21 protein-coding genes and 1 pseudogene are annotated in these 21285 nt (G+C 71.7%); 10 read left to right on the top strand and 12 right to left on the bottom strand.

Translation table 11 applies throughout. From position 1 onward, the window contains the following. Positions 1-12: 12 nt before the first annotated feature. From G443_RS24490 to G443_RS24470, 5 genes are all read right to left on the bottom strand, one after another. Positions 13-993, bottom strand: coding sequence for an arabinan endo-1,5-alpha-L-arabinosidase (locus tag G443_RS24490; protein WP_026420125.1), 981 nt, complete (start codon positions 991-993; stop codon positions 13-15). Between the two features lie 247 nt (positions 994-1240). Beyond that, positions 1241-2263 (bottom strand): arabinan endo-1,5-alpha-L-arabinosidase, encoded by a 1023-nt coding sequence (locus G443_RS24485; protein ID WP_026420124.1) that lies wholly within the window; start codon positions 2261-2263, stop codon positions 1241-1243. Positions 2264-2312: 49 nt separating this feature from the next. Continuing rightward, a complete protein-coding gene (locus G443_RS25660; protein WP_026420123.1) occupies positions 2313-3230 on the bottom strand; it encodes a carbohydrate ABC transporter permease in 918 nt (305 codons plus the stop codon). Further along, positions 3227-4165, bottom strand: a complete 939-nt coding sequence (locus G443_RS24475) for a carbohydrate ABC transporter permease (protein WP_026420122.1) — start codon at positions 4163-4165, stop codon at positions 3227-3229. Before G443_RS24475 ends, G443_RS25660 begins: the two co-directional genes overlap by 4 nt. 14 nt (positions 4166-4179) lie before the next feature. After that, a complete protein-coding gene (locus G443_RS24470; protein WP_030105963.1) occupies positions 4180-5511 on the bottom strand; it encodes an extracellular solute-binding protein in 1332 nt (443 codons plus the stop codon). 561 nt (positions 5512-6072) lie between these two features. Here G443_RS24470 and G443_RS24465 point away from each other — a divergent pair. Together G443_RS24465 and G443_RS24460 are read left to right on the top strand one after the other, a co-directional pair. Beyond that, complete coding sequence (locus tag G443_RS24465; RefSeq protein ID WP_026420120.1) at positions 6073-8646, top strand: M14 family zinc carboxypeptidase; 2574 nt, start codon at positions 6073-6075, stop codon at positions 8644-8646. A gap of 988 nt (positions 8647-9634) precedes the next feature. Beyond that, the gene (locus tag G443_RS24460; RefSeq protein ID WP_162147329.1) at positions 9635-10915 is read left to right on the top strand and encodes an ABC transporter substrate-binding protein; all 1281 of its coding nucleotides are present in this window, start codon (positions 9635-9637) and stop codon (positions 10913-10915) included. A gap of 72 nt (positions 10916-10987) precedes the next feature. On the opposite strand, the gene G443_RS24455 is transcribed toward G443_RS24460, so the two are convergent. The 3 genes from G443_RS24455 to G443_RS24445 form a co-directional block, all read right to left on the bottom strand. After that, a complete protein-coding gene (locus G443_RS24455) occupies positions 10988-11452 on the bottom strand; it encodes a PPOX class F420-dependent oxidoreductase (protein WP_026420119.1) in 465 nt (154 codons plus the stop codon). A gap of 9 nt (positions 11453-11461) precedes the next feature. Then, positions 11462-12991, bottom strand: coding sequence for an SDR family oxidoreductase (locus tag G443_RS24450; protein WP_035292767.1), 1530 nt, complete (start codon positions 12989-12991; stop codon positions 11462-11464). A gap of 80 nt (positions 12992-13071) precedes the next feature. Beyond that, positions 13072-13278, bottom strand: a complete 207-nt coding sequence (locus G443_RS24445) for a heavy-metal-associated domain-containing protein (protein WP_026420118.1) — start codon at positions 13276-13278, stop codon at positions 13072-13074. A gap of 472 nt (positions 13279-13750) precedes the next feature. On the opposite strand from G443_RS24445, the gene G443_RS24440 reads away from it, so the two are divergent. Then, positions 13751-14416, top strand: coding sequence for a MerR family transcriptional regulator (locus G443_RS24440; RefSeq protein WP_051314240.1), 666 nt, complete (start codon positions 13751-13753; stop codon positions 14414-14416). 76 nt (positions 14417-14492) lie between these two features. Here G443_RS24440 and G443_RS24435 read toward each other — a convergent pair whose 3' ends face one another. Further along, positions 14493-15215, bottom strand: a complete 723-nt coding sequence (locus tag G443_RS24435) for a DedA family protein (RefSeq protein WP_051314239.1) — start codon at positions 15213-15215, stop codon at positions 14493-14495. A gap of 377 nt (positions 15216-15592) precedes the next feature. Here G443_RS24435 and G443_RS24430 point away from each other — a divergent pair, with 377 nt between their 5' ends. Then, complete coding sequence (locus G443_RS24430) at positions 15593-15889, top strand: hypothetical protein (RefSeq protein WP_026420117.1); 297 nt, start codon at positions 15593-15595, stop codon at positions 15887-15889. Between the two features lie 91 nt (positions 15890-15980). On the opposite strand, the gene rpmF is transcribed toward G443_RS24430, so the two are convergent. The 3 genes and pseudogenes from rpmF to mrf form a co-directional block, all read right to left on the bottom strand. After that, a complete protein-coding gene (gene rpmF / locus G443_RS24425; protein ID WP_026420116.1) occupies positions 15981-16136 on the bottom strand; it encodes a 50S ribosomal protein L32 in 156 nt (51 codons plus the stop codon). After that, positions 16136-16417 carry a type B 50S ribosomal protein L31 gene (locus G443_RS24420; protein WP_026420115.1) on the bottom strand — a complete coding sequence of 94 codons (282 nt, stop codon included), beginning with the start codon at positions 16415-16417 and terminating at the stop codon, positions 16136-16138. The genes rpmF and G443_RS24420 overlap by 1 nt, the downstream gene beginning before the upstream one ends. Further along, positions 16414-17651, bottom strand: a pseudogene (gene mrf, locus G443_RS25650) (ribosome hibernation factor-recruiting GTPase MRF). Before mrf ends, G443_RS24420 begins: the two are co-directional and overlap by 4 nt. Positions 17652-17839: 188 nt before the next feature. Here mrf and rpmB point away from each other — a divergent pair. The 6 genes from rpmB (at position 17840) to G443_RS24385 (ending at position 21270) form a co-directional block, all read left to right on the top strand. Then, a complete protein-coding gene (gene rpmB, locus G443_RS24410) occupies positions 17840-18076 on the top strand; it encodes a 50S ribosomal protein L28 (protein ID WP_026420113.1) in 237 nt (78 codons plus the stop codon). Then, on the top strand, positions 18076-18240 hold the full coding sequence (rpmG, locus tag G443_RS24405; RefSeq protein ID WP_026420112.1) for a 50S ribosomal protein L33: 165 nt from the start codon (positions 18076-18078) through the stop codon (positions 18238-18240). Before rpmB ends, rpmG begins: the two co-directional genes overlap by 1 nt. Further along, complete coding sequence (rpsN, locus tag G443_RS24400; RefSeq protein WP_026420111.1) at positions 18240-18545, top strand: 30S ribosomal protein S14; 306 nt, start codon at positions 18240-18242, stop codon at positions 18543-18545. The genes rpmG and rpsN overlap by 1 nt, the downstream gene beginning before the upstream one ends. Positions 18546-18584: 39 nt before the next feature. Further along, on the top strand, positions 18585-18797 hold the full coding sequence (gene rpsR, locus G443_RS24395; RefSeq protein ID WP_026420110.1) for a 30S ribosomal protein S18: 213 nt from the start codon (positions 18585-18587) through the stop codon (positions 18795-18797). Between the two features lie 571 nt (positions 18798-19368). Then, a complete protein-coding gene (locus G443_RS24390) occupies positions 19369-19848 on the top strand; it encodes a roadblock/LC7 domain-containing protein (RefSeq protein WP_372493002.1) in 480 nt (159 codons plus the stop codon). Between the two features lie 177 nt (positions 19849-20025). After that, on the top strand, positions 20026-21270 hold the full coding sequence (locus G443_RS24385) for a styrene monooxygenase/indole monooxygenase family protein (RefSeq protein ID WP_026420108.1): 1245 nt from the start codon (positions 20026-20028) through the stop codon (positions 21268-21270). Positions 21271-21285 lie beyond the last annotated feature (15 nt).

Raw genomic sequence — 21285 nt, 5'->3', positions numbered from 1 at the left:
GGCCGTCCTCGGTCAGGTCACGAGGGGCCAGCCCTCGTCATCCCAGGAGAGCCGGTTCAGGCCGACCTTGGACAGGCCGCCGTCGGCCCGGTCGTAGTAGTGGTAGACGAGCAGGTCGACATCGCCGTCCCGCAGGACGCTCTGCCCGCCGGGTCCGCGCACGTCGCCGTGGCTGGCGAGCAGCTGGGTCCCGCCGCCGTCGAGCATCGGCACGCCGTCGCGGTCGAGGTACGGTCCGGTCGGGCTGGTCGAGCGACCCACCATGATCCGGTAGTCGCTGTCCACTCCCCGGCAGCAGTGGTCGAAGGAGACGAACAGGTAGTAGTGGCCGCCGCGTTCGATGACGTAGGGCGCCTCGACGGCCTGTTCCACGGGTCGGCGGGCCAGGTGGTGGAGGGTGCGGTCGGTGGGGTGCGGCATCCCGGTGAAGGGGTCGAGGCGGATCATCCTGATACCGCTCCAGAAGGAGCCGAACACGAGCCACCACCGGCCCTGCCGGTCCACCAGCAGCGCCGGGTCGATGGCGTTGTGGTCGTCGTCGAGGTCGGTGGACACGACGATGCCGTGGTCTCTGAACGTGCCGGGTCGCCCGGTGGGGCTGGTCGCCAGTCCGATCGCCGAGTTCCGGGAGCCGGAGGTCGAGGCGGCGTAGTACAACCAGTACCTGCCGCGCTGGTAGGAGATGTCGGGCGCCCACACGTCACCGTCGCTGTACTCGTGGACCCAGGCGGGCACGGTCGGGAACACCGGGTCCGTGCGGGTGAACCGTGACCGGTCCGGGGAGGTGCGCGCGCCCAGGTTGCCGTGGCTCTCCAGCAGGAGGTAGCCGTCACCGGTGCGGACCATCGAGGGGTCGTGGATGCGGGTGTCCCCGCTGACCGGGTCGGGGCCGGGGTAGGCGGCGAACGCGGGGGGCGCCGCCGCCATCCACACCAGCACCGTGCCCGCCGCGACCGCCGCCCGCAGGGGCCCGCGTCCCTTCGTCCACCGCATACTCGTTCCTCCACCCTGCCCGCCGCCGGGATCGGCGGCTCGTCCCCCCAGCGTCGGGGGGCCCTGCCGCAGAGGCAGGGCGCGGTCAGCCGGCAGGGTGGCGGTGTCGCTCGATCGGCGGAGTACGCGGGCACGGCGCGAGCCGGCCGGTCCTGCCCGAGTGACGGGACGTGCCGCCGGCCTGCCCCGAGGGCAGGGGGCGGCGGCCGGGCTCCGCGTCCGGCCGCGCCCCGGGAACGGGATGGACTCAGTGGACACTGGGCCACCCGCCGCTCCAGTCGAGCAGGTTGACCCCGAGCTTGTGCCGACCGTGGTCGGCGCCGTCGTAGTAGTGGTACACGAGCAGGTCACCGTCGACGTCGGAGAGCACGCTCTGCCCGCCCGGCCCGATGATGGTGCCGTGGGTGGAGAGCACCTCGGTGCCGCCGCCGTCGAGCATCCGAACGCCGTCGCGGTCGACGTAGGGGCCGGTGGGGCTGGTGGACCGGCCGACCATGACGCGGTAGGTGCTGTCGACCCCGCTGCAGCAGTGGTCGTGGGAGACGAACAGGTAGTAGTAGCCGTTCCGCTCCAGGATGTGGGGCGCCTCGACCGCGTGGGGCGCGTCGGGGCGGGTGGCCAGGTGGTGCAGGGTGCGGTCGGTGGGGTGCCGATGCCCGGTCTCGGGGTCGAGGCGGATCATCCGGATGCCGGTCCAGAAGGAGCCGAGGGAGAGCCACCACGACCCGTCGGAGGTCACCAACAACGAGGGGTCGATGGCGTTGAAGTCGTCCCCGTCGGTGCTGGAGATGACGATGCCCTGGTCGGTGAACGTGCCGGGCCGCCCGGTGGGGCTGGTGGCGAGACCGATCGCGGAGTGGTTGGAACCGAAGCTGGAGGCCGTGTAGTACATCCAGTAGGTCCCCCGGTGGTGGGAGACGTCCGGCGCCCAGACACCTCGGACGTCGTTGTAGTCGTCCACCCAGGCCGGCACCTCGGCCAAGGCGGGGCCGACCCGGTCGAAATCGATCCGGTTCGACGAGCTCCGGACCTCGATGCCGTTGTGGGTGGAGTAGAGCAGGTATCCCTCGGGGGTGCGGACCATCGACGGGTCGTGGACCAGGACGTCGCCCCGCACCAGGCCGGGCAGCGGGTAGCCCTGCTCCGAGGACGACGCGGGGGCGCCAGCCTCGGCGGCGTGCGCGGCGGCGGGCGCTCCCGTCGTGACGAGCGCGGTCACCGCGAGGAGAGCGACGGTGGATCGGAGGCGGCCGGCGGCTCTGACAACCATCTTCGTGCTCCTTGTCACTGGAGGGGGTCGGGACACGGGTGGTGCTCGGTCACTGACCGGAGAGCCCGGTGTGGGCGACGCCCCGGACCACCTGGCGCTGGAAGAGGACGAAGAGGACCAGCAGTGGCAGTCCGGCGAGGACGGCGGAGGCCATGACCCTGGCGAACCGCAGGCCGTAGCCGTTCTCGATGGCCGCGAGTCCCACGGGCAGGGTCATGAAGTGGGGGTCGGTGCTGACGATGAAGGGCCAGAGGAAGTTGTTCCAGGTGGTGATGAACGTGAAGATCGCGACCGCCGCGATCACCGGGCGGGAGAGGGGCAGGATGATCTGCCAGTAGATCCGCCAGCGGCGGGCTCCGTCCATCAACGCGGCCTCCTCCAGTTCCCGGGGGATGGCGTCGAAGAACTTCTTGAGGATGAAGACCATCGCGGGTGTGACGATCTGCGGGAGGATGATGCCCCAGTAGGTGTCGACCATGTTGAGCAGCACCATCTGGTCGAACAGCGGGACGATCAGCACCTGCGGGGGCACCATGATGCCGACCAGGGTGATCGCGAACAACGCCCGTTTCCCGGGGAAGTCGGTCCTGGAGAACCCGTAGGCGGCCATCGTGCAGAGGATCACCACGAGGACCGTCACGACGGTGGCGGTGAACAGGCTGTTGAACAGCCACAGCCAGAAGTGCCCGCCGTCGAGGACGGCGCGGTAGGCGTCCAGGGTGAACTCGGTCGGGAACCAGCGCAACGGGATGCCGGTCGTCTCCGCCTCCGGTTTCACCGAGGTCAGGACCGCCCAGGCGAGCGGCAGCAGCCAGAGCGCCGCCAGCAACGCGGTGATCACCAGCAGCAGCAGCGCGCCGGGGCGGAACCGTCGGCGGCGGCGGGGCGGCGCCGGGGGCGGGACGTCGTCGCTCCGGCCGACGGAGGAGTGGGAGTCGGCCCTCCGGTCCGTCTCGGGCACGGTCACGATGCCTCCTCGCGCGGTCGGAAGAGCCGGATCTGGGCGACGGCGACGACCAGGATCAGGGCGAACAGGATGTAGGAGATGGCGGAGGCGTAGCCGATGCGGAAGTTGGTGAACCCGGTCTGGTACATGTACTGGATCACCGGTCGGGTGGTGTGCTCCGGTCCGCCACCAGTCATCAGGTAGAACTGGTCGAAGATCTTCAGCGAGGCCAGCAGCTGGAGCACCACGACCAGTCCGGTCGTGCGACGCAGCATCGGCAGCGTGATCCGCCAGAGCTTGTCCCACCAGGTGGCCCCGTCCAGCTCGGCCGCCTCGTACAGGTGGTGGGGGATCGCCTGGAGCCCGGCCAGGTACAACAGGAAGTTGAACCCGACCGTCCACCACACGGTGGTCAGGACCACCGACATCATCGCGGTGTTCGGCTCGGTCAGCCACCCGATGTCGGCGTCGATCCCCAGGCTCGCCAGCAGGCCGTCTGCCAGTCCGAAGTCCGGCTGGAAGATCCAGACGAAAATCATCGTGACGACGGTGGACGGCAGGACGTACGGGGCGAAGAAGGCGAGGCGCCACAGCCAGCGCCCGGGGCTGAGGTGGTTGGTGAGCAGGGCCATCACCAGTCCGACGGCCACCAGCAGCGGGGTGCTGAGCAGGGTGAACTTGACGGTGACCCACAGTGCCTGCCAGACGGCGGGGTCGCCTACCGCCTCCGCGTAGTTGTCGAGGCCGACGAACCGGGCCTCGTCGCTGGCGAGGCTGGCATCGGTGAGACTGCTGATCAGACCGCCCACCAGGGGCCAGCCGAGGAACAGCGCGTAGGCCAGCAGGAAGGGGAGCACGAACAGCAGCCCGGTCAGGTTGCGGCGCCGTCGTCGGGGTGGACTCGCGGTGGCGGGCGCGCGCCGGGTCGTGCCGGTGGGTCCCGTGTCGACGGTCATGGCGGCCCCTCCCCTCAGTCGATCGGATTCGGACGGTCGAGCAGGTCCTCCATCACCCGGCGGATGCCGAGGACGCCCTGCTCCGGACTGGTGCGGCCGGAGAAGACCGCCGAGATCACCGCGCCCAGTTCGAGCCACATCACCGACGCGGACCCCGCGAACCACACCTCCGGGTCCAGCTGGGCGTCGTCGGCGACGGACCGGTAGTTGGACTGCGGCCGGAGGTCGAGGTACTCCGGGTCCTCCTGGACCGGTCGGTACACGGGGACGTGTCCGCCCCGCGCCCAGGTGATGCTCTGGCGCAGGAGGAAGGCCACGAACTCGTAGATCCGGCGGTGGTCCTCGTCAGTGCGGTCGGACCGGTGGGGCAGCACGAAGACGTGCGCGTCGGCCTGGGCGTTGGCGTTGTCGAAGACCTGGGGTATGCGGGTCATGGAGAACGGCGTCCCGGTCTCGAGGAAGGTGCTGACCTCCCAGTCGCCGAAGATGAAGAAGCCGGCGTGCCCGCTGGCGAACAGCGACACCGCACCGTTGACGTCGACCTCCCTCGGGGCGAGGCCGTCGTCGGTCAGCCCTCGCATGTACTCGAGGACCCGCAGCACCTTGTCGTCGTCGACGGCGAGGCCGGTGCCCTCCGGGGTGAGGAGGTGCCCGTCCAGCTGGCGGTAGAGGGTCCAGAAGACCCGCCAGGGACCGACGGTGTCGCTGCCGACCGTCTCGGTGACCAGTCCGTGGTGCCCGGTGACCTCCTTGGCCGCGGCGAAGGCGGCCCGGAGCTCGTCCTGCCCGGTGATCGGGGCCAGTGAGCCGTCCGGAGCGAGGAGGCCGGCCCGCTCGCAGACGTCCACGTTGTAGTACAGGACGTAGGGGTGCACGTCCAACGGCACGGCGAAGAGCCGTCCGTCGTGGTGCGAGCGCCGCCACAGTTCCGGGGGGAAGTCCTCCTCCCGGATCCCCGCCTCGGCGAGCAGGTCCGGCCGCAACGGGTCGATGAGCCCGCTCGGCGCGTAGCCGGGCAGCCGCGCCAGGTGGAGCGCGCTGACGTCGGGGGCCCGCCCGCCGGCCCCGGACATCGAGAGCTTGGTGTAGTACCGCTCGCCCCAGGCCAGCGTCACCGCCTCCAGGTCCACCTCGGGGTGGGCGGCGCGGTAGGCGTCCAGCATCTGGTTCATGTTGATGCCGTCGCCGCCGGCGAAGAGGTGCCAGAAGCGGAGTGGTGTCCCGTCGGAGAAGCGCGGCGGCGCGCAGGCGCCCAGAGCTCCGAGCGCGCCGAGCGAACCCAGTCCGAGTGCGCCCCCCAGCACCGCGCGGCGGCTGAGGCGACGGGAGCGATCGCGTGGTGTCACGGCAGCACCCTGTCCCGTATATCGACATTGATCCGGTTCCTCGAACGCAAGCTATGACGCGGATTACAGCGGAGTCAACGGAACAAGAGCGAGACGTGACCGCTTTCGGACGAGAACCGCTGGTGAATCTGGGGCCGACTCGGGACGTTCCCTCAATTCCGTGCCCACACAACGACCAGGAAATGTACGAAATATCGAACCAAAGCCGTCGGGTCGGATGGTCACGAGCTCACGCCCCACGAATCGGTAGTGATCCACATCACCAGTGCGGGCCGGTGGGATCAGGTGTTCGCCGCCCGGACCTCCGACGGCGCCCGAGCGCCCCACCCACGCCCCCGCCGATCGGACCAGCGGGGAGCCACCCGGGCGGGGCACCCCACGACCGGACGGGGGACGAGCGGACCGCGCCGCCCCCTCGTCCGCTCGACGCACCGGGGGTCCACACTGGACTGACGCTCCCCGGCGCGACACCAACCCCCGTGGCATGACCACGCTTCACCGCGACTTGACGCGGTAGTGAGCGTGGCTAAGGATCACGAGAACCACGTCCGAGGAGGTCGCTTGTCGTTGCCGCGTCGTCTCACCTCTGTCCTGCTCAGCGCGGCCCTCGCCGTCGGCGCCGCGCTCGGGCCCGGCACGGCGCAGGCCGCGCCCGCCACCCACCGCGACCCCGGGAACGGCCCCGACCGGCACGAGGTCGCCGCGCCCGGGCCCACCAGCCGCACGGTCCCGGTCGCCGGGGAGAACCAGCCCGGGACACCGGGCGGCCGATCGTTGTCGGGACCCGCCCCCACCCTGGGCGACCCCGGTGTCCAGCAGGGGTACCCGCGCCAGACACGACTTCGCGAGTACCCCGAGGCCCCCGGGGACCGCGCCGTCAAACTGGGCCTGCTGCCCTACCACGAGATCGCCCCGCGCCTGAACGACCTCCAGCGGGAGAGCGACCGGGTCTCGGTCGAGGTCGTCGGCGAGTCCACCCAGGGCCGCGACCTCTACCTCGTCACGGTGACCGCCCCCGAACGCCCGGCCGAGACCCGCCGGCAGGACGCCTGGCGGGACCTCATCCAGGACAACCCGGACCTGGCCGCCCGGCGCGGCGCGCTGCGGGCCCAGTACAAGGCGCCGGTGTGGATCAACGCCAACATCCACGGTGACGAGTGGGAGGGCACCGACGGGGCCATGCGGGTCATCGAGCGGCTCGCGACCTCGAACGACGAGGACGTCCGCACCCTGCTCGAGGAGACGCGGGTCCACGTCACGATCAGCAACAACCCCGACGGCCGGGTGGCCGGCACCCGGTCCAACGCGGCCGGCTTCGACGTCAACCGGGACCACATCACCTCGTCGCAGCCGGAGTCCCGAGCGGCCCGCGACGTGCTCATCGCGACCCAACCGGTGCTGATGCTCGACCAGCACGGGTACACCGGCGACACCCTGATCGAACCCGGGACGCCACCGCACGGGCAGAACTACGAGTTCGACCTGTACATCAGGCACGCCTACGCCAACGCGCTCGGCATGGAGCGGGCGGTCCAGGACCTGGGGCACCCGGAGACCCGCCAGGTGGACATCCCCTTCCGCGACTACCAGCCGGGGGCGTGGGACGCCTGGCCACCGATCTTCACGCCGATGTACGCGATCTACCACGGAGCGGTCGGTCACACCGTCGAGGTGCCGATGCGCGTCAACCGCACCCAGTACGACACGCTGCCGGTGGAGGAACTGCGGCGCCGGGCCGGGATCAACACCGACGTCGCCGAGGCCACGATCGACGCCGCGCTCGACTACGTGGTGGAGCACCGCGAGTCGCTGGTGGCCGACCAGATCGAACTGTTCCGGCGGGGCTGGGCCGGTGAGGCTCAGCGGGACGTGGAGGACGACTACGTCCCGGGGTTCGGTGACGAGGACCGCTACCACACCACCTTCCCCCGCGCCTACGTGATCCCCGCCGGCCCGGGACAGCGCTCCGAGGCCGCCGCGGCCCGCCTGGTGGACCACCTGGTGGCCCACGACGTGCGGGTGGAACGCGCGGAGGCCGGTTTCCGGCTCGGCGGTGCGTCCTACCCCGCCGGTTCGTACCTGGTGGACATGCACCAGCCGAAACGGGGACTGGCGAACGTGATGTTGGAGGCGGGGCGGGACATCTCGACCGACGTTCCCACGATGTACGACATCTCGGGGTGGAGCCACGGCCTGCTGTGGGGCGCGTCCGTGGACGTGGTGCCCGACGAGGCACCCGCCGTGGCGACCAGCCCGGTGGCGGCCGCTGGGCCGACGGGTGCGGTGGACGCCCCGCCAGGATCCGACCTGGCCCTCGACGTGGTGGACGGCGGGGACGTGCGGGCGGTGAACGCCCTGCTGGCCGGCGGTCAGGCGGTCCACCGGCTGGACGACGGTTCCGTGGTGCTGCCCGCGTCGGCCAGGTCGGAGGCGCGGACCGTGGCCGACCGGTACGGGGTCCGTTTCACCGCTTCGGCGCACGGGGAGCGGGGCGTCCCCCTGCACCGGCCGGTGGTCGCGGCGGCGGCGTCCGCCGACGAGTCGTTGGTGCTGCGGGACCTGGGCTTCGAGGTCCGGTCCGTGTCGACGGCCGTGCTCGACGACGGGTTCGACTGGTCGGACGTCGATGTCCTCTACGTCTCCTCCGGACTGCGCTACTCCGCCCTGTCCGTGGCGGCGCGCTCGGCGCTGGACGACTTCCTCGAGGTCGGCGGCGTCGTGACCCGGGGCGGCACCGGTGCGACGTTCAACGCCGAGGCGGACCTGCTCACGGTCTCCGCCGTCGCCGGGCCGTCGAACGCCAACGGCGTCGTCGCCGTCTCCGGCGGTTCGGGTCCCGTCGGGACCCACGCCCCCGACCACTCCTTCGTGTACTCGCCGTTGTGGTTCACGGAGCTGGGCCCGGAGGTGCGGGTCGAACAGCGCTACGAGGAGGACGGCCCCCTCGTCGCCGGCCACTGGAGCGCGGGGGATCGGGGCCCGGGAGCGGCCGCCGGCGCCGCCTCCGTGGTGAGCGGTGTCGCTGAGCGCGGCGCGCGGACCGTGCTCTTCGGCACGGAGCCGCTGTTCCGGGCGCATCCCAAGGGGCTCCACGCCCAGGTGGGCAACGCGGTGTTCTGGGCCGTCTCGGCCTGACCGGACATGCCGGTCCGCCCGCCCCGCCGCCCACCGGGTGGCGGGGCGGAGTGCCATCGGGGCTCCCCCGCCGGGCGACGACGGGGCCTCGAACACGGGAACGCGATGTCCCGCGCGAGCGACCACGCCCCGCCTCAGGCAGCGCCCGCGACACCCCGGCCGCGACCTCCCGGGCCGTCAGCCCGCGAGCACGTCGCTCCCCTCGACCCGGCGTGCGCCACCACCGGACGAGCCAGGGGCCACGGGCGCGGGATCCCTCCCGGGTTCGGCGGCCGACGTCCCGCCGGCCCAGCCGTCCCGGTGCGCGCCCGGCCCGGCGGGGCCGAGGGGACGGGACCCCGGCCGCACGTCCGTTTCATCCGATTCCGTGATCGTTGCGTGGTCCCGGCCTCACCCGAGGTGACAGCCCGCTGACCTGCGTCATCACCGTGTCGCGGCCGGTGACGGCCCCCGAGGGCGGCTGGCAGGCCGATATTGGCCAGCGACTTTGAGAATGTCCGGTTCCCGGCCTACGGTGACGCCACCCACCGCCCCCGGGGCCTGTCCGGCCCCCACCGGTGAGCGCGACCGCGAGTGGAGTCGCGGGGCGGGTCAGGTCCAGGCCGCCGCGCCACGTGTCGCGGCACCGCAACGTCGAAGGAGACGCCGATGCGGGCATCCTCTCGGCCTCGCCACGCGACGCCAGGCACGCCCACCGCTGACCTCCGGGTGCCGGTATGGGCCGGACCGCCGTCGTGGTCGTACCACCGCCAGCGATCCCGGCCAGCGGGTGACGGGGGCGGGACACCGGGCGACCCGCCCCACCGCCACCGGCTCGCCGGCGCCTCCGGGCGGGGTGGGGCCCACGCCCACCAGCACATCGCCGGAGCGAGGTGACCCTTCACCGCGTTCCGCCGCAGACTGCCGTTCCGACGTCGCGCCCCGCGCCCGTCGGAACGTGCTGACCCCGCCTCCAGGGCGGGGGGCAATCCGGGAGAGGAAGACAACAGTGTCGTTGAGAACCAGGCGGTCCTGGCGGACCAGGGTGGCGGCCACGTCGGCCGCGTTCGCGGTGACAGCATTAGTGGCTGGGTGCGGAGCGGACAGCGGTGACGGGACCATCGAGCTGCGCTACACGTTCTGGGGCAACCCGGATCGCGGCGAACGGACCGACGAGGCGGTGGCGCTGTTCGAGGAGCGCAACCCCGGCGTGAAGATCACCACGACGTACTCCGAGTTCGGCGGGTACTGGCAGAAGCTCGCCACCGAGGCCGCGGGCGGCAACGCTCCCGACATCATCCAGATGGACTACACCTACCTGCGGGAGTACAGCGAGCGGGGCCAGTTGCTGGACCTGACCCCGCACATCGGCGAGGAGCTCAACGTCGACGACCTGCTGCCCGGCCTCGACGAGGCCGGCATGATCGGCGACGAGTACTTCGCGGTGCCGGTGGGCCGGAACATGATGGCCTTCCAGTACGACGCGGCGGTGTGGGAGGAGTCCGGGGCCCAGCTGCCCGAGGCGGGCTGGACCTGGGAGGAGTTCCACGAGGCGATCGCGGTCGTCCGGGATCACCTGCCCGAGCGGCAGTGGGCCACGGGCGCGCTGGGTGAGCACCTGCACATGCTCGACGTGCTGCTGCGCCAGGAGGGCAAGACGATCTTCACCGACGAGGGCGAGCTGGGCTTCGACGAGGCCGACCTCACCGAGTTCTGGGAGATCAGCGAGCGCATGCGGGAGGACGGGACGACGATCCCGCCGGAAGTCCTCGTGAAGGGCGACACCGCGACCGCGCTGGGCAAGGGCCAGGTCATCGCCGAGTTCGGCTGGGACAACTTCATGGCGAGCGCCCAGAACACCTACGGCAGTGAGCTCTCGTTGGCGCCCTACCCCTCGGACACCGACGAGCTCGGGCTGTACTTCAAGCCGTCGATGCTGATGAGCGTCTCGGCCCGGTCGGAGCACCCCGAGGTGGCGGCCGAGTTCATCGACTTCATGATCAACGACCCGGAGGTCGGCTCGATCTTCGGCGCCAACCGGGGTCTGCCGGCGACCAACACCCAGCGGGAGCAGGCCGAGCTGGAGGGCGTCGACGTGGTGATCGACGAGTACGAGGCCAGCGTGGAGGACATGCTCGGTGAGCCGGGAATCGCGCCCCCGCCGGGTGGCGCGGGCGTCGAACGGCTGATGTCGCGGATCGATGAGGAGATCAGCCACGGAAGGATCTCCATCGAGGAGGGCGTGGAGCGCTTCTTCCGCGAGGCGGAGCAGACGCTGTCCAACCCCTGACCCCCGTGACCGTCGGGGTCCGGCCACCGCGTCCGGGCCCCGACGTCCACGCCCCGGCGTGGTCGACCTCGGTCAGTCGGCCAGCCGGGCGGGGAAGCCACCGGTGGCGACCGGTCCCCAGCGGGTCGGGGTGATCCTGACCAACGACTTGCCCTGTCGGCGCATCGCCTCCCGGTACTCGTCCCAGTCGGGGTGTTCGCCGGCGATGGCGCGGTAGTAGTCGACGAGCGGTTCGACCGAGTCTGGCAGGTCCACCACCTCGGCGGTGCCGTCCACCTGGACCCAGGGCCCGTCGAAGTCCTCGGAGAGGAACAGCACGCTGACCTCCGGCGCGCGGCGTGCGTTGCGCGCCTTGGCCCGCTCCGGGTAGGTGGACACCACGATCCGGCCCTCCTGGTCGACACCCGCGGTGACCGGCGAGGCCTGGGGACCGCCGTCGGAGCGCCGGGTGATGAGCACGGCGCGGTGGCGGTCGCGGAGGAAGTCCAGCAGGCCGACGCGGTCGACGGTCTGGTTGGTCGCGATCTTGGGAGCCATCCGTCCAGGCTAGTCGGTGGGGTGCGTCGAGCCGGCCGGCCACGAGGTCGACGCCGGCGGTTCGTGCCTGGCTCCCACCCGCGCCCTGGCGTCACGTTCGGCCGCGCGGGCGATGTTGCGCGCCATGCCCCCGAAGACGAGGTCGTGGAAGGGCCAGACCGCCCACCAGTAGAGCTGGCCGGCGAGCCCCCGGGGGAGGAACACGGCGCGCTGCCGGTAGACGCTCCCCCCGTCCTCCGGCCGTACCGCCATCTCCAGCCAGGCCCTCCCCGGCATCTTCATCTCGGCGCGCAACCGCAGCAGCGCCCCCAGCTCGACCTCCTCCACCCGCCACCAGTCCAGGGCGTCCCCGACGTGGAGGCGGCGCGGGTCCCGGCGGCCACGGCGCAGTCCGACGCCGCCCAGCAGGCGGTCGAGCCAGCCGCGCACCGACCAGGCGAGGGGGAACGAGTACCAGCCGTTCTCGCCGCCGATGCTCTCGACGACCCGCCAGACCTCGGCGGGGGGTACGGGCACCCGTCGTTCCCGCACGTCCTGGTACCGCGAGCCGCCCGACCAGCTGGGGTCGGTGGGCAAGGGCTCCGACGGGGCACCGGGTACCGAGGCGTTCGCCCACCGCGTCTCCACCTCGGCGTCCCTGATCCTGGCCATCGCGAGCCGGATGGCCTGTTCGTAGTCCTGGAGGCCGCCCGGCGGGTCCGGGACGTACTGGCTGATGTCGTCCTCGGTGCGCACGACCTCGTAGGCGAGGGAGTCGATGAGTGGCCCGGCGATGCGCCTGGGAACCGGCGTCACGAGGTTGATCCAGTAGGAGGACAACCTGGGGGTGAGGACGGGAACGGGGATGACGTGCCGGGCCGGGAGTCCCGCGACCTCCGCGTAGCGGATCATCATCCGCTGGTAGGTCAGGACGTCCGGTCCCCCGAGGTCGAAGGTGCGGTTGACCTCCGCTGGCAGGTCGGCGGCGCCGACCAGGTAGTGCAGGACGTCGCGGATGGCGATGGGTTGGATGCGGTTGCGGACCCACCTGGGGGCGACCATCACCGGTAGGCGTTCGGTGAGGTAGCGGAGCATCTCGAAGCTGACCGAGCCGGACCCGAGGATGACGGCGGCCTGGAGCACCGCCGTGGGCACCCCGGAGTGCAGGAAGATTTCCCCGACCTCGGTCCGCGACGCCAGGTGCTCGGAGGTGCGCGCGTCGGGAGGGCGGAGCCCGCCCAGGTAGACGACCCGCCGCACCCCGGCCGCGCGGGCCGCCTCGGCGGTGAGCAGCGCTGCCCGCCGGTCCGTGGTGGCGAACTCCGGGCCGCTCAGGGAGTGGACGAGGTAGTAGAGCAGGTCGCGCCCGTCCATCGCCGACCGGAGGCTCTCCTGGTCGAGCACGTCCCCCCTGGCGATTTCCACCCGGTGGGCCCACGGGACGTCCCGCAACTTCCTCGGGTCCCGGGCCAGGCAGCGGACCTGGTGGCCCCGCTCGAGCAGCAAGGGGACCAGCCGACCTCCGATGTACCCGGTTGCTCCGGTGACCAGGATGCGCACCGGTCGATGGTCCTACCGGGCCGGCGGAACCGCACCTCGGAGGCGGCGCGTCCCCGCGAAGCCGTCCCGTGGGACGTGGGTCAGTTCGCGAGCGTGTAGCCGGCCTCGGCCACCGCCGCTCGGACGAGGTCCGGCGCGATCTCCGCGCTGCTGTCGACCACCAACCGGCCGGTGGCGAGGTCGACGGTCACCCCGGTCACCGCCTCGATCTCCCCCACCTCCTCCTCGACGGACCGCACGCAGTGCTGGCAGGTCATGCCTTCCACGGTGTAGGTCGTACTCGCCATCGTCACCCTCCCACGCGGTTGTCCCCTCCCCCGACCGCCCGCTCGGCGACCGGGGAACGCGACCAAGGATACCCCCCACGGGTATGCCCCACGAACAGGTGAGCCCCGGGTGTCCCGTCCGGTTCCGGACAACGACGCGCCGCTCGACCGACCGGGGGCCTCCCGAGCACCCCGGGGCGCCGGATCCCGGGGCCCGGCCGAGGGGAGGGCCTGCCGCACCCGCCGTGGTCATGGACGAAGCGGAGGTCGAGACGGGATGACTCGACGCCCGAGCCCGGCTGGTCCGCTTCGCACTACTCGCGACCGGGCGGCACCCGTTCGGGCGGCATGAGTCGGACACTCACCACGTTTTGGCAGAAACGGGACGAAGCATACTTCGGATGGATGGCGTAAGCCGACACGTTCTGCGCCTAAACTGTCACTCCGGGTTAATCCGGCGGCAGCACTCGCCGTGTCGACCTCAGGAGGAACAGTGCGGATCGCGGAACTCAGCCGCCGCACCGGTGTACCGGTGCCCACGATCAAGTACTACCTGCGTGAACGCATACTCCCACCGGGAAGGGAGGCCACCGGGGTCGCGCCCCGGTACGGCCCGGCGCACGTCCGGCGCCTCAACCTGGTCCGGGCACTGGTGGACGTCGGGGGTCTCCCGATGGCCACCGTGCGCGACCTGGTCGCCGACCTCGACTCCAGGCGGTCCACCCCGCCCCGGGACGTGACCGGGAGGGCCACCGCTCGCGATCACCGGGACCACCGGGAGACCGGGCTGTGGCGGGAGGCCAGCGCCGAGGCCGACGCCCTGTTCCACCGCCGGGGGTGGCGGATCAGGGAGAACCACCCGGCCCGGCAACAACTCGTCGGACTGGTCGTCCAGCTCCGGCAGCTGGGCCAGGCGAACCTCCTGGGACTGCTCGACGAGTACGCGGCGGCCGCCGAGCACCTCGCCGCGGCGGAGATGCGCACGGTGCCGGCCGAAAGCGACGCCAGCAGCGTCCTGGAGGAGGCGGTGCTGAACATGGTGCTGGGGGACGTCATCAGCTCGACCCTGCGCCGGCTGGCGCAGGAACACGTCTCGGTCGGACGCTTCGGCGCCGAGAGCGCCCGCGCTGCTCGGGAGCCCGCCTCGGAGACGGGCTGACGGCGAACCGGCGCCCGCCGCCACGACGGACGGAACGCCCCGTGCCCACGCGGACCGCTTCCGCCTCCGCTCGCCGTCAGTCGGGCCCCGACAACGGCGACGGGCCCGGGGCGCCGCTCCGAGGAGCCGGCGCGCCCGGTCCCTCGACGAGCTCCACCCACTCGCCCGCTCCTCCGGCTCCGCCCATCCGGCGCGCCCGCCGCCGCAGCAGGAGGACCACGGCGACAACCAGCGCGCCCACCACCAGCAGGGGGGCTCCCAGCAGACCGACGGCGGCGCGCACCTGGTCGAACGCCGCACCCGCGGAGTGCCCGACCAGCACGAGAGTCCAGGACCAGAGCGCGCAGCCGACGAGGTTCGCACCCGAGAACCGCCGCCACGCCACTCCCGAGGTCCCGGCCAGGCGCGGCGCGAGCGTGCGCGCCAGCGCCACGCAGTGCGCGCCGATGATCGTGGGGGCACCGCCCCGGTCGAGGAGCCGCGTCAGGCGCTCCCGCGCCCCGCCCACGCCCGCGCGGGCCAACCCGCGACGCGCCACGCCACCCGCGACGCCGAGCCCTCGACGGCGGCCCAGCTGGTACCCCAACTGGGCGCCCAGCGCGGTCGCGGCGAACGCGAGCGCCAGGGCGGCGGGCAGGGGGATGACCCCGAGGTCGGCGACAAGACCGAGGACCAGCACCGTGGACGCGCCGGGCAGGAACAGCCCGATCAGGACGCCGGACTCCAACACGAGCACGGCACCCGCGAGGAGCAGCACGAAGGGGGCCCGCAGGTCGAGCAGCAGGTCGGCCGGATTCATCCCGACCGCCCGCCCGGCCGGGGAGCGGACCGGGCCACGAACCGCCGCGGGTACCGCATGTGTCGTCCTCCTCGGGTCCTCCGGTCGGGCCGGCCCCAGGAGGCGGTCGCGATGGGTGTCCGATCCGGACCGCCATCCTGCACCGCCGCGCCCCGCTCGGGCGACGCGGGGTGGGGTGGACAACGCCCGACGACGGGTGCGGGTTCACCCGGTCCAGGCACGCACCGGCTCCAGCACGACCCCGAGGACGCCGAGGGCTCCACGGGAGGTCCACTCCACGGGGCGGCTCCCCACCCGGCGCGCCCTTCTCCCCCTGCGGGCGGGACCTGGGCTGCCTAGCCTCGTCACGACGGCGAAAGGTGTCAGGAGGAGTCGGAATGACCACCGCGCACAGCGAGCACACCCAACACCCGCACCGGCACGGTGAGGGCTGCGGGCACGTGGCGTTGCCACACCAGGACCACGTCGACTACGTCCACGACGGCCACCTCCACCGGCCCCACGAGGACCACTACGACGAGTGCGAGCCGACGTCCCACCAAGCGCACGAGGGTCACCCGCACCGGCACGGGGTGGACTGCGGCCACGTCGCCGTGCCCCACGGCGACCACGTGGACTACGTCCACGACGGCCACCGGCACGCCGAACACGGCGACCACTACGACGACCACTGACGGCGCGCGGCCCACGACCAGACCCGCGCGTGCGCCGGGTCTGGTCGCCCGTCCGCCCCGACCGGTCAGGCGGGCCGGTCCACGGCCAGCGTCAGACCTCGCGGTGCACGTGGCGCAGGAGGTTCCTGGGCACGAGCCGGCGCTCGCCCCGGATCACCACCGGCACCAGATCCGGCGCCGTGGCCTTCCACCGCGCACGCCTGGTGCGGGTGTTGCTGCGGGACATCCTGCGTTTGGGTACTGCCATCAACGGCCTCCTTCGTTCCCGCGCCGGCCTCCCGGCGCCCGTTCTCCGTACCGGCGGCGGAACTTCTCCACCCGGCCCGCCGTGTCGACCAACCGCTGCGTCCCGGTCCAGAACGGGTGCGAGGACGAGCTGACGTCCACCACCACCAGCGGATAGGTGTTGCCGTCACTCCACTCGACGCGTCGTTCCGAGGTGATGGTGGACCTGGTCAGGAACGACTCCCCCGTCGAGGAATCCTGGAACACGACCGGGTGGTAGTCGGGATGGATGTCCTTCTTCACTGTTCGTCCAGTCCTTTCGTCGTCTCGACGCCGGCGTCCCGCTCCGGGGCGCCGTCCTCGCAGGGCTCGGTGTGCCAGCTGCCGAAGGGGTCGTCGAACCGCCGCCAGCCGGCCGGGCCCAGGGCGAGTTCGTCCTCGGTGAGCAGCGCCTCCCGCAACGCGGTGGTGATCTCGCCCGCGGAGGCGCGGTGGGTGAGCACGACCAGTTCCTGGTGGCGGTCGCCGTAGCGGTGGTGCCACCGGGCCGCGGCGATGGCGGCTCGTTCCGCGTCCACGGACCCCCAGACCTCCCCGTCGGCCGAGGCCAGCCAGGGCCCGGCGTGCCCCACCCGGAGCCCGCCCCGGCGGACTCCAGCCACAGGGCCACGTCGGGTTGGGTGGCGACCCAGACACGTCCACGTGAGCGGACTACCCCGTCCAGCAGCACGTCCAACGCGTCGTGCAGCCGTTCGGGGTGGAACGGGCGCCGCGCGGAGAAGAGCACCAGTTCGACGCCCGCGTCGGGCTCCACGGGGGGTTCACCCCGGAGCAGCGGGGCGTGCGCGTCGTCCACCTCACCTCGTCGGGCCGTCGGTGGCAGCTCGGCCAGTTCGGCCCAGAGGTCGGCCCGGTGGGAGGTCCGCCGGGCTCGTGGTGCCAGGCGGTCGAGCACGGCCCCGGTCCGGTAAGCGGTCCAGGCATCGGTGGCCTGCCCGGTGAGCAGCACGAGGTCCGCGAACTCGACCTGCGCGGTGACGACCTGGGCGACGGTGCGTTCGTCGTCGGCGCTGCCGACCCTGCCGTCCTCGACCAGCTCGCGGTCGCCGGTGGCGTCGGAGAGCCAGCTGCCCTCGTCGACGACGGCGACGACCCCGAGCAGGTCGACGAGGTCGAGGACGGGGCCGTCCTCGACGACGACGTGGCGCAGGGCCCAGCACACCGCCTCGGGTTCCAGGGTCGGGTCGAGGTGCAGCACGACCCGGGTGACGGTGTCGTCGAGCGCGAGCCGCCGGACGAGGGGGAGCAGGTCCTCGCGCAGGGTGCAGGAGACACAGCCGTGGGCGAGCTCCAGCACGCGGGTCTCGTCGTCGGCTCCCACCCGGAGGCGCCGCCGCACCACTCCCTCCGTGATGAGGGCGAGGTCGTGGTGGACCACGGCGGTGGTCCCGTCGACGAGTTCGGCGGCCTGCCGCTCCACCTCCTCGGCGGCGTAGCCAGCCAGGACAAGCAGGGTCGGACGGGGGGCGCCGGGCACGTCAACTCCTCCTCACGACAGCACGGGCCGGGTACCTCCCGGCCTCGGCGCGAGGCTAGTTGAAAATGGTGTTCAACACCAATAAGAGGTTGCGCATACCCCGGGCCGCGCCCCCACCCCGACCCACGACGCCGGCTGCCGCCTAGAATGAGAAACGATTGTCATTTTCACTAGTGGGGAGGTGTCGAATGTCAGCCGTCTGCCAGGTGACCGGGCGTCGCCCGGGCTTCGGCAAGCAGGTGTCGCACTCGCACCGGCGCACCAGCCGGCGATGGAACCCGAATCTCCAGGACAGGAGGTTCTGGCTGCCGAGCGAGCGACGGTGGGTCCGTTTGCGGGTATCCACCAAGGGTCTGCGGACCATCGACCGGCGAGGCATCGAGGCGGTGGTCGCCGAACTGCGAGCACAGGGGGTGAAGATCTGATGGCCAGGTCCGAACTGCGTCCGATCATCAAGCTCCGGTCCACCGCTGGCACGGGCTACACCTACGTGACCAGGAAGAGCCGGCGCAACGATCCCGACCGGATGCGCATCAGGAAGTACGACCCGGTGGCGCGTCGCCACGTGGAGTTCCGGGAGGAACGCTGATGGCCAAGAAGTCCAAGATCGCGCGCAACGAGCGGCGTCGGGTACTCGTCGCCCGGCACCGGGAGCGGCGGGCGGAGCTGAAGGAGACCATCCGGTCTCCCCACTCCACCGACCAGGAGAGGGAGACCGCCCAACTCGCCCTCCAGCGGCTGCCTCGCGACTCCAGCGCCACCAGGCTGCGCAACCGGGACAGCGTGGACGGGCGGCCCCGCGGCTTCCACCGGGCCTTCGGCCTGTCCCGGCTGAGGCTGCGCGAGATGGCCCACCGCGGTGAACTGCCCGGCGTGCGCAAGTCGAGCTGGTGAGCCGTGGCGACCCGAGGTAACAAAGGACGGCACCGCCCGGTGGGCCGACGCAGCAACCTGCTGATGGCCGCCGGGGTCACGCGGGTGGACTGGAAGGACGTCGCCCTGCTCCGCAGGTTCCTGTCGGATCGGGGCAAGATCCGCTCCCGCCGGGTGACCGGCCTGACCGCACCGCAACAGCGCCAGGTCGCCGCCGCGATCAAGAACGCCAGGGAGATGGCGATGCTCCCCTACCCCTCATCACACCGCTGAGCACCGACGCCGGGCCGGTGCCGCACCGGCCCGGCACCGGGCCACGGCCCTCCGGACCACCCGGGCCGCGGTCGCCCACCGGCGCGGCTCTCCGACCGCGTCTCGCTCCACTCCAATGGCGGTGGAGCACGGCCGACGGCGGACGGGGAATACCGATCCCATCAATCACCGACGGTGAGCACTATCACTCGAATGCGGGATTGTTCTCCCCGTTCACACTAAATTCCTGTTCAGAGCGTGACACCCTTACCCGAGCTACTCGATCGTGTTAGGCTGCGCCGGCCCAGGGTACTCGTCACGCGTTTGGGGAGATGGTCGAGTCGTTCCCGCACACTCGCCCGGACCACCGAACCGGGCCGACCCCCCTCCTTCCGAGGGCATCCCATTCCGGCCGACGGACCGGCCCCACCTCGACACCCCGGATAACCCCGTCGCGGGGAAGAACACCGTTCCCGGGATATCCGCACGCCGACGAGTTCGCTGGCCGTTGCCTTTCCCCGGCCGGCCGTCCCCCGGGCTCACACCGTCCACGTCGACGCCGTCCGCCGGCCCGTCGTCCCGGCTCCCCCACGTGGGCGGCGACGACATCCGCCCGCGTGCGGCGAGGAAGCAGGCCACCAGCAAGATGAGTCGTCCCAGGAGCGCCGAGGCCCAGAAACTGGCCTGGTTGGTGAACAACTTCGTCTCCCTGACACCGAGCGTCGTGCACGCGGCGGTGGTGTCCGTGGACGGCCTACCCCTGACCTGTTCGGACGGGGTCCCGAACGAACACGCCGAACAGCTCGCGGCGCTCTCCAGTGGCCTGGTGAGCCTGGCGCACGGCAGTTCCCGACTGTTCGACCTCGGTTCCTACGACCAGACCGTCATCCGGAACGAACACGGGTTCGTGCTCATCATGACGGTCGCCGAGAATTCCTGCCTCACCGTTCTCACGACCGCCGACTGCGACATGAAGGTCGTCGCCTACCAGATGACCCTCCTCGTCGAGAACGCCGGACACGTTCTGACTCCCCAATTGCGGAAGGAACTCCGCGAGGCCGTGGTCGCCTGATTCTCCGGGGCCGCGTTCCCAGGACGTGACAGCCAGTGCGAGGTGACCGTGGCCCCGCCACCGAGCTGGCCGCCCATCGGGACGAGGAATGCGGGAACGCCGACGGCGACCCCGCTTCGCGCGCGGTGCCGGTGAGGGTGGCCGCGCCAACCCGGTCGGGCAGGAGGAGGAGAACGGATGCGCAGGATTCTGATCGTGGGCAGCGGGCAGTCCGGGTTACAGCTGGGCCTGAGCCTGTTGCGCCACGACTACGAGGTCACGATCATGTCCGCCCGCACGGCGGAGGAGATCCAGGGCGGGCGGGTCATGTCGACGCAGCTCATGTTCCACCCGTCCCTGGAGCACGAACGTGCTTACGGGCTGCACCTGTGGGAGGAGGAGACTCCCGACACGGGCGGCTTCGGGATGTCCGTGGCCGGGCCCGACGGCTCCCGCGCGGTCAACTGGTTCGGCTCCCTGCCCGGGCACGCCCACTCGGTGGACCAGCGGTTGAAGATGCCCCGCTGGTTGGAGGAGTTCGAGAACGCCGGCGGCAGGGTCGTCATCCACTCGGTGACCCTCTCCGACCTCGACGGTTTCGCGCGGCTCTACGACCTGGTGATCGTGGCGGCCGGCAAGGGTGACCTGGTGCGGCTCTTCGACCGGGACCCGACCCGGTCGGTGTACTCGGCTCCGCAACGGGCCCTGTCGGTCACCTACGTCCACGGCATGACCCGGCGACCCGAGCACCCGGACGTCGACGCGCTCCGCTTCAACATCGCGCCGGGCGGCGGCGAGATGCTCACCATGCCGTCCCTGACCACGAGCGGGCCCTGCGAGATCATCCTGTACGAGGCGGTGCCGGGTGGGCCGCTCGACGCCTTCTCCGATGTGCGGGGGCCCCAGGCGCACCTGGACAGGGCGTTGGAGCTCATGCGGGAGCACTTCCCGTGGGAGTACGAACGCTGCGGCGACGTCGAGCTCACCGACGACAGGGGCGTCCTGACCGGCGCGGTGAGCCCGGAGGTCCGGCACCCGGTCGGCCGGCTGCCGGGCGGCGGCCTGGTGCTGGGGATGGCCGACGCGGTGGTGGTCAACGACCCGATCTCCGGCCAGGGGTCGAACAACGCCGCGCGGTGCGCCGCGGTCTACCTGCGCGCGATCCTGGACCACGGCGACCGGCCCTACGACGCCGAGTTCATGCGCGACACGTTCGAGGCCTACTGGGACTACGCGCGCCACGCGACCACGCTGACGAACATGATGCTCCGCCAACCGCCGCCAGCGCACCTGATGGAGGTGTTCGGCGCCATCGGGGCGTACCCGCGCATCGCGGACCGCTTCGCGCTGGGCATCAACGACGCGTCGAGCTTCGACGAGTGGCTCTTCCACGAGGACCTGGCCCGTGGCTACCTGGCGGAGGTCGCGGCCGGCCGGGCGTGAGCTCCTCGAGTGCGG

This window comes from Actinoalloteichus caeruleus DSM 43889, assembly GCF_000429185.2.
Lineage (GTDB): Bacteria > Actinomycetota > Actinomycetes > Mycobacteriales > Pseudonocardiaceae > Actinoalloteichus_B > Actinoalloteichus_B caeruleus.
This window is presented reverse-complemented; position numbering and strand designations above follow the sequence as displayed.

Coding starts and splice junctions, on each gene's coding strand:
- G443_RS24490 (WP_026420125.1), bottom strand. CDS start 993: ATGCGGTGGACGAAGGGACGCGGGCCCCTGCGGGCGGCGGTCGCGGCG.
- G443_RS24485 (WP_026420124.1), bottom strand. CDS start 2,263: ATGGTTGTCAGAGCCGCCGGCCGCCTCCGATCCACCGTCGCTCTCCTC.
- G443_RS24475 (WP_026420122.1), bottom strand. CDS start 4,165: ATGACCGTCGACACGGGACCCACCGGCACGACCCGGCGCGCGCCCGCC.
- G443_RS24455 (WP_026420119.1), bottom strand. CDS start 11,452: ATGGCTCCCAAGATCGCGACCAACCAGACCGTCGACCGCGTCGGCCTG.
- G443_RS24445 (WP_026420118.1), bottom strand. CDS start 13,278: ATGGCGAGTACGACCTACACCGTGGAAGGCATGACCTGCCAGCACTGC.
- G443_RS24435 (WP_051314239.1), bottom strand. CDS start 15,215: ATGAATCCGGCCGACCTGCTGCTCGACCTGCGGGCCCCCTTCGTGCTG.
- G443_RS24430 (WP_026420117.1), top strand. CDS start 15,593: ATGACCACCGCGCACAGCGAGCACACCCAACACCCGCACCGGCACGGT.
- rpmF (WP_026420116.1), bottom strand. CDS start 16,136: ATGGCAGTACCCAAACGCAGGATGTCCCGCAGCAACACCCGCACCAGG.
- rpmB (WP_026420113.1), top strand. CDS start 17,840: ATGTCAGCCGTCTGCCAGGTGACCGGGCGTCGCCCGGGCTTCGGCAAG.
- rpmG (WP_026420112.1), top strand. CDS start 18,076: ATGGCCAGGTCCGAACTGCGTCCGATCATCAAGCTCCGGTCCACCGCT.
- rpsN (WP_026420111.1), top strand. CDS start 18,240: ATGGCCAAGAAGTCCAAGATCGCGCGCAACGAGCGGCGTCGGGTACTC.
- G443_RS24385 (WP_026420108.1), top strand. CDS start 20,026: ATGCGCAGGATTCTGATCGTGGGCAGCGGGCAGTCCGGGTTACAGCTG.